The 12,476-nt window shown below is 70.6% G+C and carries 14 protein-coding genes; 8 read left to right on the forward strand and 6 right to left on the reverse strand.

Features of this window, described 5'->3' with window-relative positions; genetic code table 11:
* The first annotated feature begins 106 nt into the window (after nucleotides 1-106).
* Entirely contained in the window at nucleotides 107-946 is an 840-nt protein-coding gene (locus VNW53_RS01145) for a serine protease (protein ID WP_325553037.1), read from the forward strand.
* Nucleotides 947-1,007: 61 nt separating this feature from the next.
* On the opposite strand, the gene VNW53_RS01150 is transcribed toward VNW53_RS01145, so the two are convergent.
* Entirely contained in the window at nucleotides 1,008-1,457 is a 450-nt protein-coding gene (locus VNW53_RS01150; protein WP_325553038.1) for a MaoC family dehydratase, read from the reverse strand.
* A 183-nt stretch (nucleotides 1,458-1,640) separates the two neighbouring features.
* Nucleotides 1,641-3,182: an acyl-CoA synthetase gene (locus VNW53_RS01155; RefSeq protein WP_325553039.1), complete on the reverse strand. Its 1,542-nt coding sequence runs from the start codon at nucleotides 3,180-3,182 to the stop codon at nucleotides 1,641-1,643.
* 126 nt (nucleotides 3,183-3,308) lie between these two features.
* Between VNW53_RS01155 and VNW53_RS01160 the strand changes: the two genes are divergently transcribed.
* The 3 genes from VNW53_RS01160 (at nucleotide 3,309) to VNW53_RS01170 (ending at nucleotide 5,535) form a co-directional block, all read left to right on the forward strand.
* A complete protein-coding gene (locus VNW53_RS01160) occupies nucleotides 3,309-4,193 on the forward strand; it encodes a crotonase/enoyl-CoA hydratase family protein (protein WP_325553040.1) in 885 nt (294 codons plus the stop codon).
* A gap of 239 nt (nucleotides 4,194-4,432) precedes the next feature.
* On the forward strand, nucleotides 4,433-4,852 hold the full coding sequence (locus tag VNW53_RS01165; protein WP_325553041.1) for a MucR family transcriptional regulator: 420 nt from the start codon (nucleotides 4,433-4,435) through the stop codon (nucleotides 4,850-4,852).
* A gap of 182 nt (nucleotides 4,853-5,034) precedes the next feature.
* Complete coding sequence (locus VNW53_RS01170) at nucleotides 5,035-5,535, forward strand: PAS domain-containing protein (RefSeq protein ID WP_325553055.1); 501 nt, start codon at nucleotides 5,035-5,037, stop codon at nucleotides 5,533-5,535.
* 88 nt (nucleotides 5,536-5,623) lie between these two features.
* On the opposite strand, the gene VNW53_RS01175 is transcribed toward VNW53_RS01170, so the two are convergent.
* Nucleotides 5,624-6,214 (reverse strand): TetR/AcrR family transcriptional regulator, encoded by a 591-nt coding sequence (locus VNW53_RS01175; RefSeq protein ID WP_325553042.1) that lies wholly within the window; start codon nucleotides 6,212-6,214, stop codon nucleotides 5,624-5,626.
* A gap of 105 nt (nucleotides 6,215-6,319) precedes the next feature.
* Here VNW53_RS01175 and VNW53_RS01180 point away from each other — a divergent pair, with 105 nt between their 5' ends.
* The 3 genes from VNW53_RS01180 to VNW53_RS01190 all read left to right on the forward strand — a co-directional run bounded on the left by VNW53_RS01180 (nucleotide 6,320) and on the right by VNW53_RS01190 (nucleotide 8,534).
* Entirely contained in the window at nucleotides 6,320-6,811 is a 492-nt protein-coding gene (locus tag VNW53_RS01180; RefSeq protein WP_325553044.1) for a hypothetical protein, read from the forward strand.
* 48 nt (nucleotides 6,812-6,859) lie between these two features.
* Nucleotides 6,860-7,192 (forward strand): hypothetical protein, encoded by a 333-nt coding sequence (locus VNW53_RS01185; RefSeq protein WP_325553046.1) that lies wholly within the window; start codon nucleotides 6,860-6,862, stop codon nucleotides 7,190-7,192.
* A 97-nt stretch (nucleotides 7,193-7,289) separates the two neighbouring features.
* Complete coding sequence (locus VNW53_RS01190) at nucleotides 7,290-8,534, forward strand: MFS transporter (RefSeq protein WP_325553047.1); 1,245 nt, start codon at nucleotides 7,290-7,292, stop codon at nucleotides 8,532-8,534.
* Between the two features lie 7 nt (nucleotides 8,535-8,541).
* Here the strand turns inward: VNW53_RS01190 and VNW53_RS01195 are convergent, their stop codons facing one another.
* Both VNW53_RS01195 and VNW53_RS01200 read right to left on the reverse strand, forming a co-directional pair.
* Nucleotides 8,542-8,958 carry a SufE family protein gene (locus VNW53_RS01195; RefSeq protein WP_325553048.1) on the reverse strand — a complete coding sequence of 139 codons (417 nt, stop codon included), beginning with the start codon at nucleotides 8,956-8,958 and terminating at the stop codon, nucleotides 8,542-8,544.
* Between the two features lie 47 nt (nucleotides 8,959-9,005).
* On the reverse strand, nucleotides 9,006-9,773 hold the full coding sequence (locus tag VNW53_RS01200; protein WP_325553050.1) for a HAMP domain-containing sensor histidine kinase: 768 nt from the start codon (nucleotides 9,771-9,773) through the stop codon (nucleotides 9,006-9,008).
* A gap of 249 nt (nucleotides 9,774-10,022) precedes the next feature.
* Between VNW53_RS01200 and VNW53_RS01205 the strand changes: the two genes are divergently transcribed.
* Entirely contained in the window at nucleotides 10,023-11,615 is a 1,593-nt protein-coding gene (locus VNW53_RS01205; protein ID WP_325553051.1) for a HAMP domain-containing sensor histidine kinase, read from the forward strand.
* 23 nt (nucleotides 11,616-11,638) lie between these two features.
* Here the strand turns inward: VNW53_RS01205 and VNW53_RS01210 are convergent.
* Nucleotides 11,639-12,405, reverse strand: a protein-coding gene (locus VNW53_RS01210; protein ID WP_325553053.1) for an IS5 family transposase whose coding sequence is annotated in 2 segments (ribosomal slippage) — nucleotides 11,639-12,081 and nucleotides 12,081-12,405 — 768 coding nt in all. Because the reading frame shifts where the segments join, the coding sequence is not laid out codon by codon here.
* Nucleotides 12,406-12,476: the final 71 nt, after the last annotated feature.

Consider the following 12,476-nt stretch of genomic DNA (forward strand, 5'->3'; position numbering starts at 1 on the left):
CGGCGCGGTCTTAGCTTGGTGGAAACCTCGGAGTGATTCACTATCAACCCATCGAGATCGCGCGTCAGACGCGAAGGGTTTCCAGAGAGTTCGGGGATCGTCTCCCATGGTCATGGATCTGTCCGCACAGTTGATGCAAGCAACCGTCCAGCTCGAGCAGCCGCTCGGCGACGGCACGCGGACCGTCGGCACGGGCTTCCTGATCACCGAGATCACGCCGGACGGACGGCCGCACACCATCCTGGTCACCGCCAACCACGTCTTCGACAAGATGCCGGGCGCCAATGCGCGGGTCGGCTACCGCATCGCCAACCCCGACGGAAGCTGGAGCTATTCGCCCCAGTCGCTGAAGATCCGGGACGCACAGGGCCACGCGCTGTGGACCCACCATCCGTCGCGCGACGTGGCGGCGATCCCCATCACCGCGCCCGAGGCCTTCGCCAAGGCGGCGATCCCCGAGGACTACCTGGCGGCCGACGACACCTTCTCCAAGTACCAGGTGGGCGCGGGCGACCAGATGATGACCCTGGGCTTCCCGCGCGGCCTGGCGGCCAATTCGGCGGGCTTCCCGATCCTGCGGGCCGGGCGCGTGGCGTCCTATCCGATCGCCCCGGCCAAGATCTTCCCGACCTTCCTGCTCGACTTCTCGGTCTTCCCCGGCAACTCCGGCGGGCCGGTGTTCATGAGCGGCCCGGCGCGGCATGCGATGGACGCCAACGGCCAGGGCGGCCAAGACGTGGAGTTCATCGCCGGCCTGCTCACCCAGCAGGTGGAGCTGAACAGCGAGCGGCTGGACATCGGCATCGTCACCAACGCCCGGTTCATCCGCGAGACCATCGGCCTGATCCGGGACCCCAACGCCCCGGTTACCGACGTCGCCGCAAACGAGGGCGCCATCTCCGGCGCCAAGGCGGCGTCCGCGGAAGAGGCCGCCCGGCCGGAGTAGGCGTCAAAAACCTCCCCCGCACGCTGCCGCTACGGGGGAAGAGCCGGGTTCCGCGCCGCGGCTACCCCGCGTAGATGATCGAGATCGTCTCGGCGATGCAGGCAGGCTTTTCCTCGCCCTCGATCTCGATGGTGCATTCGTTCTTCAACTGCATGCCGCCGGCCTTGGGCTCGGCGCCGATCAGCTTCTGGCGCATGCGCACGCGCTTGCCGACCCTGACCATGTTGATGAAGCGCACCTTGTCGGAGCCGTAGTTGATGCCGCGGCTGACGCCCTTCACCGGCAGCATGCCCTGGCCCAGGAACGGGATCAGCGAGAGCGTCAGGTAGCCGTGGGCGATCGGGCCGCCGATCTCGCGGGTGGCCCGCTCGACGTCGACGTGGATCCACTGATGGTCGCCGGTGGCGTCGGCGAACTTGTTGACCCGGTCCTGGTCGACCAGCAGCCAGTCCGAAACGCCCACCTCCGTGCCCACCAGGCCGGCCAGGTCCTTGATCTCCACCGGGTTCATTCTGTGCTTCCTCTTGATTGAAACTGTTGTTTGACCACTAGCAGCCCCTGCCTCCCCTGCGAAGCGGGGGAGGGCGAGACATCGCGCCGAGCTTGAGGTTTGCCCCTTCCACCACTCGCTCTGCCCACCACTCGCTCTGCTGCGAGCGGTCCCCCTTCCCCATGAATGGGGAAGGCAAGGCCGCTAGGCGATCCGTGCGCCGTCCTTGGCCCAGTAGGCGTCGCGGATCAGGCGCTTGTAGAGCTTGCCGGTGGCGTGGCGAGGCAGCTCGGCCATGAAGTCGATGACGCGGGGCGATTTCACGTGGCTGAGATGCGCCCGCGCGTAGGCCATCAGCTCGGCGCGCAGCTCTTCGCCGGCGTCGGCCCAGTCCATGGGCTGGACCACCGCCACGACCTTCTCGCCCATCTCGTCGTCCGGGGCGCCGACCACGGCGGCGTCGGCGACCTTCGGATGGCCGATGAGGACGTTCTCGAGCTCCTGCGGATAGATGTTCACCCCGCCGGAAATGATCATGAAGCTCTTGCGGTCAGTGAGGTAGAGGTAGCCTTCCTCGTCAAGCCAACCCACGTCGCCGAGCGTCGTCCAGCCGTACTTGTTGCGGCTCTCGGCGGTCTTGGCCGGGTCGCCGTGGTATTCGAACTGGCCGCCGCCCTCGAAATAGACCAGGCCCTCCGCGCGGGGCGGCAGGGGCTCGCCGTCCTCGTCGCAGATCTTCACCGCCGCGGTCAGGCCACGGCCGACCGAGCCCTTGTGGGCCAGCCACTCCGTCGCGTTGATGATGCAGAAGCCGTTGCCCTCGGTGCCGGCGTAGTACTCGTGCACGATCGGGCCCCACCAGGCGATCATCTGCTCCTTGACCGGCACCGGGCAGGGAGCGGCGGCGTGGAACACCGCGGTCAGCGAGGAGAGGTCGTAGCGGGTGCGGACCTCCTCCGGCAGCTTCAGCATGCGCACGAAGTGGGTCGGCACCCATTGGGCCGAGGTGACCTTGTACTGCTCGATGAAGCGCAGGGCGTCCTCGGCGTCGAAGCGCTCCATCAGGATCACCGTGCCGCCCAGCGCCTGCACCGCCATGGACCAGCCCAGCGGGGCGGCGTGGTAGAGCGGCGCGGGCGAAAGATAGACGGTGTCGCCGGTCCAGCCGTAGAGCGCCTGGCCGAGGTTGGCGAGCGCGTTGGGCGCGTCGATGGCGGGGTCCACGGCGGCCATGCGCTTGACGCCCTTCGGACGGCCGGTCGTCCCGGAGGAATAGAGCATGGCGCTCCCGGCGCTCTCGTCGGCGATCGGCGTGGCCGGCATGGCGGCCCGGGCGTCCTCGAAGCCGGGGTAGCCCTGAGCCTCGCCGCCCACCATGAACAGCTGCACGCCGGCGATCAGGGGCGCGACCTGCAGAGCTGCCTCGGAGAGCGCCGCCGAGGCGATGAACACCTTCGCCTCGCAGTCCCGCACGATGTACTCGACCTCGCCGGCGGTCAGCTTGGACGACAGGCAGGTGAAGCGAAGGCCGCTCCGCTGGGCGGCCCAGAGGATCTCGTAGTAGCGCGGGTGATTGTCGAGGAAGAGGGCGACGGCGTCCCCGGCCCGCAGGCCCAGTTGGCGGAACAGGTGCGCGCCCTGGTTGGAGCGGGCGTCGAGCTCGGCGTAGGTCACCGTCTCGCCGGAGTAGGCCATGACGTAGGCGGCCTTGCCGGGATGGGTCTTGGCGTGGTGCGCCGGATGCATGGTCTCGCTCCCGAAGGCGGTCCCACGCGACGCGGGCCGCCGACTTATCTTGGTTCAGCGCTATTGCGGGCCTTGACCTACGGTCCGTCAAGCGGTCGGCATGGACCGGAAAAACGGGAGTATGAGATGGCCGCGCCGACGTTTGAAACCCTGCTCTATGCCGTCGAGGACGGCGTCGCCCTGGTGACGCTGAACCGGCCGGAGAAGCTGAACGCCTTCAACACCCGGATGATGAACGACCTGATCGCGGTGTTCGACGAGACCGACCGCGACGACGCGGTGCGCTGCGTGATCGTCACCGGCGCGGGGCGGGCGTTCTGCGCCGGCGCGGACCTGTCGGCCGGAGCCCAGACCTTCGACTACGAGGCCCGCGGCGGCGAGGCCATGGCGGCGCGGACGCGGGAGGGCGCCCAGCGCGACGGCGGCGGGCTGCTGACGCTGCGCATCTTCGAGAGCCTGAAGCCCGTGATCGCGGCGGTGAACGGGGCCGCGGTCGGCGTGGGCGCGACCATGCAACTGGCCATGGACATCCGCCTGGCCTCGACCGAGGCGCGCTATGGCTTCGTCTTCGCGCGGCGCGGGCTCAATCCCGAGGCGGCGTCCTCCTGGTTCCTGCCGCACCTGGTGGGCGTCCAGACGGCGCTGGAGTGGTGCTACACGGGCCGCATCTTCCCGGCGCAGGAGGCGTTCGACCGCGGCCTGGTGCGTTCCCTGCACGCTCCGGAGGACCTGCTGCCCGCCGCCAAGGCCCTGGCGCGCGAGATCGTCGACAACACGGCGCCGGTGTCTGTGGCGCTCACCCGGCAACTGATCTGGCGGATGGCCGGCGCGGCGCACCCGATGGAGGCCCACCGCGCCGACAGCCGCGGCATCCAGGCCCGGGGCAGGTCCGGCGACGCGCGCGAGGGGGTGACCTCGTTCCTGGAAAAGCGCCCGGCGGCGTTCCCGGACCGGGTCTCCAGCGATCTGCCGGACATCTGGACCCAATGGCAGGCGCCGGACTTTCGCTGAACGCGGGATTTCCACCGGCCAATGCGGGACGCGGCTAGGTAGAGTGACGGGCGCTTACTCGATCACATCGGTTCTTTGATCCCGATTGCCTGTTTCGCACTGCAAAATTCCGGCGTTACGATGAAAACACACCGGTTTCTATGCTTGTGCGGTGGAAAAGTTCGCTATAATGACGCCGCTACTGATGTTGTGAATCACTTCAGCGGCCGCGAGCGCCGCGCTTCCTATGGAAAACAAGAATGGATGAGAAGTCGGAAGTCATCGAGATGACGGCGGATATTGTCTCCGCTTACGTGGGCAACAATTCCGTGACCGCGGCTGACCTGCCCGCATTGATCCAGAGCGTGCACCGGGCCCTGTCGGGCATTTCGTCGGGCGCGGAGACGGCGGAAGCCACGCCGAAGGAACCCGCGGTGCCGATCCGCCGCTCGATCACTCCGGACTTCCTGGTGTGCCTGGAAGACGGACGCAAGTTCAAGTCGCTGAAGCGGCACCTGCGCACCAAGTACAACATGAGCCCCGAGGAATACCGCGCCAAGTGGGGCCTGCCGAAGGACTATCCGATGGTCGCCCCGAACTACGCCAAGGCGCGTTCGGACCTGGCCAAGCAGATGGGCCTGGGCCAGGGCGGCCGCCAGGCGCCGCGCAAGAAGCGCTGAGCGCGCTTCGAGGCCGAAGGGCTTGAGGTTTTGGGGACGCCCGCCGGCTTCGGCGGGCGTTTCCATTTGGACTCAGGCCTGCAAATTCGCACCGCGTTAACCCTTTTCCGCTTGCCGCCGATTCGCCTGATCGGCGATAGTTGATTCGTTGAGAATCCAACTGGTTGCTGGGGCATCTGCAGATGGCGGCGCAGGTCGGGGCTCCCGGTGCGGCAGTACGCGCGCACGAGGAACTCTTCGCCTATTGGGCGTCCCTCCGGGAGGGGGCGCGGCTGCCCGGACGGGCGCACCTGGACCCGGCGCCGATCAAGCGCCTGTTGCCCACCGTCAGCCTGATCGACGTGGTGCACGAGCCCAGGGCCGAGGCGCCGCCGGAATTCCGCATGCGGCTGGCCGGGACGGGGCTCTACGGCGTCTACGGGCGCGAGATCACCGGCAAGCGGCTGGGCGAGATCTACAACAGCGCCGCGGCCGACTACTGGCGCGTCGAACTCGGCAAGGTGGCGGCCGAGGGGCGGCCGGCGGTGGGCGTCCACAACCTGGCCTGGCGCGGCGCCTCGCACCTGTCGATCCTGTGGCTGCGCCTGCCGCTGGCCTCCGACGGCGAGCGCGTGGACATGATCCTGGGCTTCGACGCCGTGGTCGGCATGAGCCAGGCGCAGAGCGGCATCCGGGCGGCGTAGTGGGCGCAGCGGCGCGTCTCGAGCCGCCCAGGCAACGTCGCGCACCCTTCATCCGGACGGCCCGAGGACGGCCACGGATAGCTGCCTGTTACTTCGCCGGCTCGACGACGGAGGCTAGCAGCAGGCTCGTCACCCGCTCGCGATAGGCCTCGGCGCTCCAGCCGCGCTGGGCCACCAGGTCGTCCCACATCCTGAGCGAGGTGATGGTCCAGACCAGATCGGTCGCGACCGCTTCGTCGAGGCCTGCGCGGAGCCGGCCCTCTGCGGCGATCCGCGCGACGATCTCGCGGCACCCGCGCAGGCGGTTGTCGAGCCGGTCCTGCCAACCCCGTTCGACCGCGGGATCCTGACGGCGGAGCAGCTCCAGCGCGTCGGCCAGCGGCTTCAGGCCGGGGTTCTGGCGGGCCTGGAGGTCGACCATGGCCAGCAGGCCGCCGACCCCGGTGGGCGCGTCCCGGATCTTCGCCAGCTCTTCGGCCAAGCCCCGCCGCTCGTCGACGTAGCGCACCAGGTCGATGAACAGGGCCGCCTTGTCCGAGAAGGTCAGGTAGAGCGCCTGGCGCGACAGGCCCGCGGCCTTGGCGATGGCGCCCATGGCGATGGGGCCCTCGGCCCGCTCCACGAGGGAAAGGGTGGCGGCGAGAATTCTCGCGCGGGTCGTCTGCGGGGTACTTGACACTATGTAAAGCTCACGGGTATGAACGGGCGACTTGACATAGTGTCAAGCAGACCGGTGTCGGTTTCAAGCCCCGATCGCCGGCCGCCCTCAAAGTCGAGACCGCCCATGATCCATCACCTGTCCATCGCCGCGCGCGAGCCGCAACGCGTCGCCGAGGTGTTCGCCGAACTGCTCGGCGGCGCCTGCATCCCGTTTCCGCCGAACCCGGGCGCCTTCATGGCCATCGCCGGCGATCGGCACGGCACGGCCGTGGAGGTCCACCCGGCCGACACCGAGCTGAAGCCCAACGGCCCGGTCGGGGCCGAGTTTCTGCGCAGCGGCCGGGACCCGGCGCTGAGCGCCGTCCATTTCGCGATGAGCGTGGATCGCAGCCGCGCGGAGATCGAGGCGATCGCCGGGCGAGAGGGCTGGCCGTGCTTCGTCTGCGACCGGGGCGGCGATTTCGGCGTCATCGAACTGTGGGTCGAGAGCCGCTTCCTGGTGGAGGTGCTGCCGCCCGATTTCGCCGCGCAATACCTGAACTTCGCCGGCCTGTTCGTGGGCGCCGAAAGCCCCGCGGCGCTGATGTCCAGCCACGCGCGTCTGACGCCGGCCTGAGGCCCGCGGCCCTGCGCATCCCAAACTGACGAGGGAGCAAGACTCCAGATGAACCGCATTGTCGCCTTCGCCGCCGGGGCCGTCGCCTTCGCCATCGCGGTCGTCCTGCACTGGCCCGCCGACGCGGCGGCGCGCCCTCCTGACGCCGGACCTGGCGACGGCGCACCTGCACGCCCGATTGCAGGCGGGTTCGGGGCCCTGGCCGGCGTCATCGAGGCGCGTCCGACCGTGACCCTCGTAAGGCGGGCCTCGGGCTGGCGTATCGCGGCGTTCCAGAACACGGGGATCAAGGCGCGCCCCGCCGCGGACGCCGCCGTCTCGGGCGCGCGGCGCCGTCCCGGCCAAACCGTTGGAAGCGCTGTCGGGCAGGCGCCCGGATGAGGCGCAAGCGTCTCCAGGCCGACCCGAGCGATCAGCGCTAGGCGCCGTGGTCAATTCAGGGCGATGCTCCGCAGCCACGCCGGCGCGGAGTCAGCCCATGAGCCCTCGGCCACGTTCGCTTTCGTCCGCCGCCGCGGCCGTCGCGCCGCTTGGCCGAGCGCCGGACGACCTGGTCGACGAGGTCGCGGGGCCGCCGTTCAGCCGGTCCGAGGCCGCCGCGGCGATCGCGCTGGGCGTGCTAGCGCTGTTGATCTCGGGCCTCATGGGCCTGCTGCTGGCGACGCTGGCGGAAGAGGGGCGCCTCTCCGCGCCCGGCATCGGCCTCTCCGCCATGCTGGAGGCGCTGAGCACCGGCCTGGTGACCGGCGTCGCGGGCATCGTGCTGCGGCCGGTGCGGCTGCGCGCCATCGCCGCGCTCGCCGCCGTCGTCCTGGTCGCCCTCGACCTCGCCACCACGCGGGCCAGCGGCGAGGGCGTGATGATCGTCCGCGCCGTGGCGGGCCTGCCCGAAGGCGTCCTGCTGTGGATTTCCATCGGCTTCATCTCGCGCACGGCGACGCCGGAGCGCTGGGCCGCCATCCTGTTCACCGGCATGGGCCTGACCCAGCTCGCGGTCGCCGCGGCGCTTTCCGCGCTGATCCTGCCGCGGTTCGGGGCCAACGGCGGCTATGTGACGGTGGCGGCGGCCGCCGCCCTGGCCCTGCCCGTCGCGGCCTTCATTCCCCGGAGCCTGGGCGCGGCGACCGCGGACGGCGCCGCGACCTCCGGGGCCCCGCCGTTCCGAGGCTGGGTCGCGCTGGCCGGCACCCTGTGCATGGCGTCCTCGCTGATGGCCGTGGCGGTCTATGTCGTTCCGCTGGCCCGCCAGGCCGGCCTGAGCGTCTCGGTCGGGCGGCTGGCCATCTCGGTCGGGCTGGCCTGCCAGATGGCGGGCGGCGCGCTGGCGACGATGGCGGCGGGCCGGGTCCGCTACATCACCGTCTTCTGGGCTTGCGCGGCGGTGTTCGTGGCCACCTGGGCGACCTACGCCGTCCACGCGCCCGGCTGGCTGTTCGTCGCCATGACCGGGCTCGCGGGGTTGGCCGCCTTCGTGGCGGGGCCGTTCCTGATCCCCATGACGGTGGAGGCCGACCCCTCCCGGCGCGCCGCAATGCAGAGCGGCGCCGTCCAGCTCCTCGCCGGCGCCTTCGGCCCTCTGCTGGCCTCGTTCGCCGTCAGCAACCAGAACGTCCACGGCGTGCTGCTCCTCGCCGTGGCGCTGCAGGGCGTCGGCCTGGCGATCGCGGTGATGCTGCACCGGGTCGTGCGGACGGAACGCGCCGCGGCCGCGGCGCCGGCCTGACCGGGGATCAGGCCACGGCCCGTTCCGCATCGCTGCGGATGCGCGCCACCATGGCGGCCAGGCCGTTGGAGCGCTGCTGCGAGAGCGCGCCCTTGAGGCCGAGGGCCTCGAAGGCGGCGGGGGCGTCGAAGGCGAGGATCTCGGACGGCTTGCGGCCGGAGAACAGCCGCAGGACGATGGCGATCAGGCCGCGCACGATGTGGGCGTCGCTGTCGCCGCGGAACCTCAGCGTCCCGTCGGCCTGGGGCTCCCTGACCAGCCAGACCTGGCTGGCGCAGCCGCGCACCTTGTTGGCGTCGGACCGCTCGGCGTCGGTCAGGGGGGCCAGGTCCTTGCCCAGGTCGATGACATAGCGGTAGCGCTCTTCCCAGTCGCCCAGGACCTCGAACTCGGCAGAGAGGTCGGCGAGTTCGTTTTCGATCATGGGCGGGACTTAGGGGCAGGCGACCCCGGCTGCAACTGCCTGCGGCCCTATGCGGCGGTCTTCAGGCGCACGCGGGCGGTGAGGCCCTTGCCCGGCGCGCAGGTGAGCTGCAGGCGCGCGCCCATGGCCCGGCAGGTGAGCTCGCAGATCGGCAGGCCGAGGCCCGCGCCCTCGACGCGGCGGACCAGGGCGTTCTGGCCCTGCTCGAAGGGCAGCATCAGGCGCGGCAGGTCGGCCGGGTCGACACCCTCGCCATCGTCCTCGACGAAGACGTCCACGTGGCCGGGGGAGACCTCGGTGCGGAGCCTGACCTCGCCGTCATCGGGGGCGAACATGGCGGCGTTCTGCAGCAGGTGGGCGAGGACCGTGCGCAGGCCCCAGGGATCGGCCAGCACCAGGGGCAGCTCGCCATGCGCGACGACGCGGGGCGCGACGCCGCGGACGAAATCGCTGGCCGCCGAGGAGATGGCGGACTCGAAGGCGGGTTCCAGGGCCTCGGGACCGACGTCGAGCTCCAGGCCCTCCAGCCGGCCGATCTCCAGCACCTGGTTGACCAGGCGCAGCAGCTTCTTGCCGCTGCCGCGGATGATATCGGCGTATTCCTTGTACTGCGGCGCGCCCAGGGGCCCGTAGAGCTCGGCCGAGAGGATCTCGGAGAAGCCGAGGATCGAGTTGAGCGGCGTGCGCAGCTCGTGGCTCACCAGGCGCAGGAAGGCGTGCTTCTGCGCCTCGAGCGCCGTGGCGGCGCGGCGGCGCCTCCGCGGAGGCGGCGTCGGCGGTGCGGGCGCGGCGGCGGGGTCGGGCGCTGACGGCATCTGAGGCTAAGGCGCCCTCGTTCCAGGTCGCCTGATCCTGCCCCCTGCGCGCTTACGATTTCCTTTCTCCCACGCCCCCACCGCGCGAAGGCGGGATCGCGTCAAAGGAGAGCGGCCTTGGGGGGACTCACCTGGGACGCTAAGCTGGCGGATGATGTCCGGCGCAAAGATGACCCAGGTTTGACGCTGACCAGTCCCAAAAGACGGCCGCGCGGGCGCGCGACGGCTCAGGCGGGGCGGCGCTTCGCCGTGAGCTGGCACCTGGCCTGGGTGCTGGCCCTGGCCGCGGCGGCCGGGACGCTGGCGTTGCGTGGCGACGCGCCGGCCGCGGCGCTGGCGGCGTTGGGGGCGATGGGCGCGGCCGGCCTCGCGGGGGCGTTCCTGGCCGAGGTGGGCGGCGAGGGCGGCGCGGCGACGGCGGTTCTGGCCTGGGCCGTGGCCGGAGCGGCCGCCTGCCTGCTGACGGGCGGGACCGGCGGGCCGATGGCCGTCTGGTGCCTGGCCCCGCTGGCGGCGGGCGCGGCGTTCGGGCGGCCGAGACTGCTGGGCCTGGGCGCGGCGGCCGGCGTGGCCGCGGCCGCGGTGGCGGCGATGGGCGGCGCCTTCGTCCTGCTGCCGAGGATCCCCGAGCCCCTGGCCGCCTGGCTGAGCCTGTTGGCGCTGGGTGCGACGGGCCTGGGCTTCGCGGCGGGCCTGGTGGCGCTGCAGGGCAAGGTGCGCGGCGAGGGCGCCCGGGCCCGCGATACGGAGCTGTCGCTGCGCGAGGCCCTGGACCACCAGCCGCAGCTCCTGATGTCGCTCTATTCCGGCGGGCGGATCCTGGAAGCCTTCGGCGAGGCCCCGATCGGCCTCGAGACGCGCGACATGCCGGGGCGCAATCTGGCCGAACTCGTGGGCGCCGAAGACCGCGCGGGCGTCGAGCAGGCCCTGATGCGCGCCGCCGCCGAGGGCTCGGCCGACGTCGCCTTCGTCCCCGCCCACGACGCCCAGGGCTGGTGCGTGCTGACGGTGCGGCGGATGACCGGCTCGCGCCTGGTGGCCGCCCTGCGCGACGCGCGCGCCCAGCGCCGCCGCGAGGCCGAGCTGGAGGAGGCCCGGCTGGTCGCCGAGCAGCAGAACGCCGGCAAGTCGCGGTTCCTGGCCAATATGAGCCACGAGCTGCGCACGCCGCTGAACGCCATCATGGGCTTCTCCGACATCATGCGGCAGCGGCTGTTCGGGCCGATGTCGGACCGCTACGCCGAATACGCCGACCTGATCCACGAGAGCGGGGCCCACCTGCTGGAGCTGATCAACGACGTGCTCGACATGTCGAAGATCGAGGCCGAGCGGTTCGAGCTGGCGCGCGAGGACTTCGACGCCCGCGACGCGATCGCCGCGGTGCTGCGCCTCATGCGCGGCCAGGCGGACCGGGCGGGCATCAGCCTGAAGGGCGAGCTGGCGCCCGGGTCGCTGGAGGCGGAAGCCGACCGCCGGGCGATCAAGCAGATCGCCTTCAACCTGATCTCCAACGCGCTGAAGTTCACGCCCCGGGGCGGCTCGGTGACGGTCTCGGCGCGGCCCGACGGCGAGGTGCTGGAGATCTCCGTCACCGACACCGGCGTCGGCATCTCGGCGGACGACCTGGCGCGGCTCGGCCGGCCCTACGAGCAGGCGGGCGGCGCGGAGCAGAAGCAGGCGGGCGCGGGGCTCGGCCTGTCGCTGGTGCGCGCCTTCGCGCGCCTGCACGGCGGCGAGATGACTCTGGAAAGCACGCTCGGCGAAGGCACCACGGTGACCGTCAGGATGCCGGTGCTGATCCCCCAGGCTGAACCGCGCGTGGCGCGGATCGCGGAGGGATAGGGCGGCGATCAGCGGCGTGTGGGCTAGGTCGTGGACTCATAAGCTCTGAGCCAGAGTCGAGTTGAGGCGAGGAGCACGGCGGCAAGGAAGTTCCTGGCGAGCTTGTCGAAGCGCGTGGCGACACGGCGGAAGTGCTTGAGTTTGCAGAAGTAGCGCTCGACGAGATTTCGCTGTCGGTAGATCTCCGGGTCGATGGAGCGCTGGACCTTTCGATCCCTCTGGGTCGGGATGTGGGCGCAACCGCCACGGATGCGGACCAGATCGATGATCGCCTGAGCGTCGTAACCCCGGTCGGCGACGAGAGCCCGTGCTGGCGGCAAGCCCTCGATCAGATCGGCGACGGCGGCCTTGTCGGAGGCCTGGCCGGCGGACAGAACGATCCGGATCGGCAGGCCGTCTTGATCTACGACAGCGTTGATCTTGGTGCTCAGTCCTCCACGAGAACGGCCGATGGCGTGATCCGGGCCCCCTTTTTTCCACCGGCGGCGTGCTGGTGGGCGCGGATGATGGAGCTGTCGATCAGGTGGAGCGACTGAGGCGATTTCGCGCTCAGCGCCTCGAAAATCCGAAGCCACACGCCGGCCTTCGCCCACCTGTTGTAGCGGTTGTAGACCGTGGTGTGTGGCCCGTATCGGCTCGGCAGGTCGCGCCAGGGCGAGCCCGTCCGCAGCACGTAGAAAATCCCGTTGATCACCCGCCGGTCGTCCACGCGGGCTACGCCGCGCGGCTTGTTCGGCAGCAGGGGCTCGATCAGCCGCCACTCCACTTCGCTCAGATCGTATCGCGCCATCCCAGGCTCCTTTCGGAAGCCTTGAATCAAGCGTCGACCTCAGCCGCAACCTTTATGGGTTCAGAACCTAG

The organism is Phenylobacterium sp., from assembly GCF_035569475.1.
Classification (GTDB): Bacteria; Pseudomonadota; Alphaproteobacteria; order Caulobacterales; family Caulobacteraceae; genus Phenylobacterium.

Excerpts from the sequence above, each read along its gene's own strand:
- VNW53_RS01145 (WP_325553037.1), top strand. The coding sequence starts at position 107 with ATGGTCATGGATCTGTCCGCACAGTTGATGCAAGCAACCGTCCAGCTC.
- VNW53_RS01150 (WP_325553038.1), bottom strand. The coding sequence starts at position 1,457 with ATGAACCCGGTGGAGATCAAGGACCTGGCCGGCCTGGTGGGCACGGAG.
- VNW53_RS01155 (WP_325553039.1), bottom strand. The coding sequence starts at position 3,182 with ATGCATCCGGCGCACCACGCCAAGACCCATCCCGGCAAGGCCGCCTAC.
- VNW53_RS01160 (WP_325553040.1), top strand. The coding sequence starts at position 3,309 with ATGGCCGCGCCGACGTTTGAAACCCTGCTCTATGCCGTCGAGGACGGC.
- VNW53_RS01165 (WP_325553041.1), top strand. The coding sequence starts at position 4,433 with ATGGATGAGAAGTCGGAAGTCATCGAGATGACGGCGGATATTGTCTCC.
- VNW53_RS01170 (WP_325553055.1), top strand. The coding sequence starts at position 5,035 with ATGGCGGCGCAGGTCGGGGCTCCCGGTGCGGCAGTACGCGCGCACGAG.
- VNW53_RS01180 (WP_325553044.1), top strand. The coding sequence starts at position 6,320 with ATGATCCATCACCTGTCCATCGCCGCGCGCGAGCCGCAACGCGTCGCC.
- VNW53_RS01185 (WP_325553046.1), top strand. The coding sequence starts at position 6,860 with ATGAACCGCATTGTCGCCTTCGCCGCCGGGGCCGTCGCCTTCGCCATC.
- VNW53_RS01190 (WP_325553047.1), top strand. The coding sequence starts at position 7,290 with ATGAGCCCTCGGCCACGTTCGCTTTCGTCCGCCGCCGCGGCCGTCGCG.
- VNW53_RS01195 (WP_325553048.1), bottom strand. The coding sequence starts at position 8,958 with ATGATCGAAAACGAACTCGCCGACCTCTCTGCCGAGTTCGAGGTCCTG.
- VNW53_RS01200 (WP_325553050.1), bottom strand. The coding sequence starts at position 9,773 with ATGCCGTCAGCGCCCGACCCCGCCGCCGCGCCCGCACCGCCGACGCCG.